A 2,307-nucleotide genomic window follows, 5' to 3' on the forward strand; every position below is an offset into this window, starting at 1 on the left:
GTCGCTTTGCTAATTACAGAAGTTTTCTGTCATTGGCAAAACGACTTTAGTTGTTATTTAATTGTGTTTACTTCAACCCTTGATTATAGGGTCAACATATGAAAAAATAATACGTTTCTGTTCAAGATAGCCGTCAGCTTTATTGAACTCGTTACACAGCTCCTTGTACTGCCTTTCCGAAAGTACGGGCTTTGTGGCTCTCAGCATTGCTGGAATACTGCCGAGGCAGAACTTGAAGTCCACTTTAGCTTTAATTCTGTTTGTGTGCATTATCCCATCTCCTTGCCATAATATTTTCTCAGCAGAGTGATCACAAATCTTTGCCCTTTTCCTGTCACAAACGTCTGCTGATAGGTCTTTGTCATAGTCGGAGTTTCAAAAACCGACTCCTTTACGGAAAAATATCCTCGGTCGATAAACGCCTGATAGGGGAGATTATTCGCCATAAGAACGCCTTTTCCTTTGAGTCAGCCGTAAAGCTTGTTTCTGCCGACGGGGATATTTTCTGCTCTCGCAAGCTTTGCCATTGCGTTCATGTCGATAAGATTATCGGTATTTGACACCTGATTTGCAAACTCCACCAGTGGCTGATCGTGGCGGATACGCTCGTTGAGCTGATTTATCGCCATCATCTGCAGACGGAAAAGATTCTGATACGGCTCGTCGAGGAATGGGAGATAGTTATCGATAAACATATCTTCGTTAGCTACGTAGCCGCCTGTTTGATTGATTTGAGGCAGGATCTTATCAAATATCCACGACTCAAATTCCGCAGCTCTTGGCAGTTTGCTGTGTGCGACAAGTCTGTAAACATCGCCCTCAGGAATAAAAATCATCTTAATGGTCTTGCTTGGGGACTGCGGATGAGGTAGGTCGTGTTTCACGCCCCACCTGCAATGCCGCCTTATTGCGTCCTTTGTGTTGCTGTAGCCCAATGCAGAAGCCACATCCTTGCCGCAGAACATGATTCTGCCGTTATCTTCCTTTAAAATTCTGAGCGAACCAAATTCCTCATTTTCAAATATCTTTATCATATTATTCATTTGCATTCTCCTTGTCAATTTCTAAAATAAACCTTGCAAGAGCCTCAATAACATTCGTAGTAACGGCATTTCCTGCCTGCTTGTAAAGCTGTGCGTCGGACATTCCGGTTGCCGCCACCTTGTTGAACTGCTCGTCTGTAAACCCCTGCAAACGCCAGCATTCCAAAGGCATGAGCCTGCGGATATATCCGCAGTAGATCACCCCGTGTTTATCGGTGACAGTTATCGTAAACATCGGTTCGTTTGGGAGTTTAAATCTTCGCCCTTGCTGACGAACTTTCTCCTTTTCGGGAGTAAGCACCGCAATCGGATCGCTAATCACGATCACCCCCGACTTTTCTCCTTTATGGTGACCTATACCGCTGTCCTGCCTTGACGTTATGCACCTCGCAAGCTCTGTAACTTTCGGTTCGGGATTCATATCGATACACATAGCGTAATATCCCTGATTACAGCTTGTTGTCAGCGTGTGTGCTACATCGTGACCTACACGTCCTCGTCTTGAATTAATGTTAGGGTAGGCGAGATCAATACTATCGCCGGGCAATGCTAACTGATAGCCCGACTTGGTTTTGACCTTGATCGGAAGTCCTATGATCTCGTAAAGTCCTGTCTTTCCTCCGAAGCCTCCTGCCGTTCCCGTAAGCGTTATGCTCAGTCCGTCGGCTGAGTACACTCTGCAGCCCTCTCGTCCGGGTATGCGTTGTACAAGAGTTTTTAGATTTGCGTCCGTGAAAGACAATACTTTTCCGGCGCATTTTTCTCTAAGAAATCCGATAATGAACACTCTTTTTCGGGATTGGGCGACTCTAAAATTTGCGCTGTTAAGCACCTGCCATGCGACATCGTACCCCAATTCGTCCAGCGAACCAAGGATGGTCGCAAACGTCCTGCCTGAGTCATGCGATAACAATCCGGGTACGTTCTCAAGCAGCAGATATTTAGGTTTTTTAACGGCAGCGATTCTGGCAATTTCAAAGAACAGAGTTCCTCTTGCGTCGTCAAATCCGCCCCTTTTTCCAGCGATTGAAAAGCTTTGGCAAGGGAAGCCTCCGCATATAAGGTCGAAATCGGGTAACTCGTTTGGGTTGATTTTTCTTGCGTCATCGTAATACACCTCGCCTTCCGTATCGTACATTGTTTCGTATGCTTTTTTAGCATATCGGTCAATCTCGCAGTACCCGACGCACTCAAAGCCTCCTGCTTTTTCAAGTCCTGAGCGGAATCCGCCGATGCCTGCAAAGATATCGAAATACTTTATCAT

At 45.7% G+C, this 2,307-nt stretch carries 3 protein-coding genes and 1 pseudogene; all 4 read right to left on the reverse strand.

The window, feature by feature from the left end; genetic code table 11:
* Positions 1 to 72: 72 nt before the first annotated feature.
* A complete protein-coding gene (locus DW015_RS13145) occupies positions 73 to 270 on the reverse strand; it encodes a hypothetical protein (protein WP_117905955.1) in 198 nt (65 codons plus the stop codon).
* Positions 270 to 455 (reverse strand): annotated as a pseudogene (locus DW015_RS13150) (phage antirepressor KilAC domain-containing protein); the annotation flags it as partial. The gene DW015_RS13145 and the pseudogene DW015_RS13150, both read right to left, overlap by 1 nt.
* 12 nt (positions 456 to 467) lie before the next feature.
* On the reverse strand, positions 468 to 1,043 hold the full coding sequence (locus DW015_RS13155; protein WP_181979941.1) for a BRO family protein: 576 nt from the start codon (positions 1,041 to 1,043) through the stop codon (positions 468 to 470).
* Positions 1,036 to 2,307: DNA (cytosine-5-)-methyltransferase (gene dcm / locus DW015_RS13160; RefSeq protein WP_117905958.1), on the reverse strand; the 1,272-nt coding region annotated here is incomplete at its 5' end. The genes DW015_RS13155 and dcm, both read right to left, overlap by 8 nt.

The organism is Ruminococcus sp. AF37-20 (assembly GCF_003460465.1).
Lineage (GTDB): Bacteria > Bacillota > Clostridia > Oscillospirales > Ruminococcaceae > Hominimerdicola > Hominimerdicola aceti.

What these genes read in the sequence shown, in the direction of transcription:
- DW015_RS13145 (WP_117905955.1), bottom strand. Translation starts at nt 270, where the DNA reads ATGCACACAAACAGAATTAAAGCTAAAGTGGACTTCAAGTTCTGCCTC.
- DW015_RS13155 (WP_181979941.1), bottom strand. Translation starts at nt 1,043, where the DNA reads ATGAATAATATGATAAAGATATTTGAAAATGAGGAATTTGGTTCGCTC.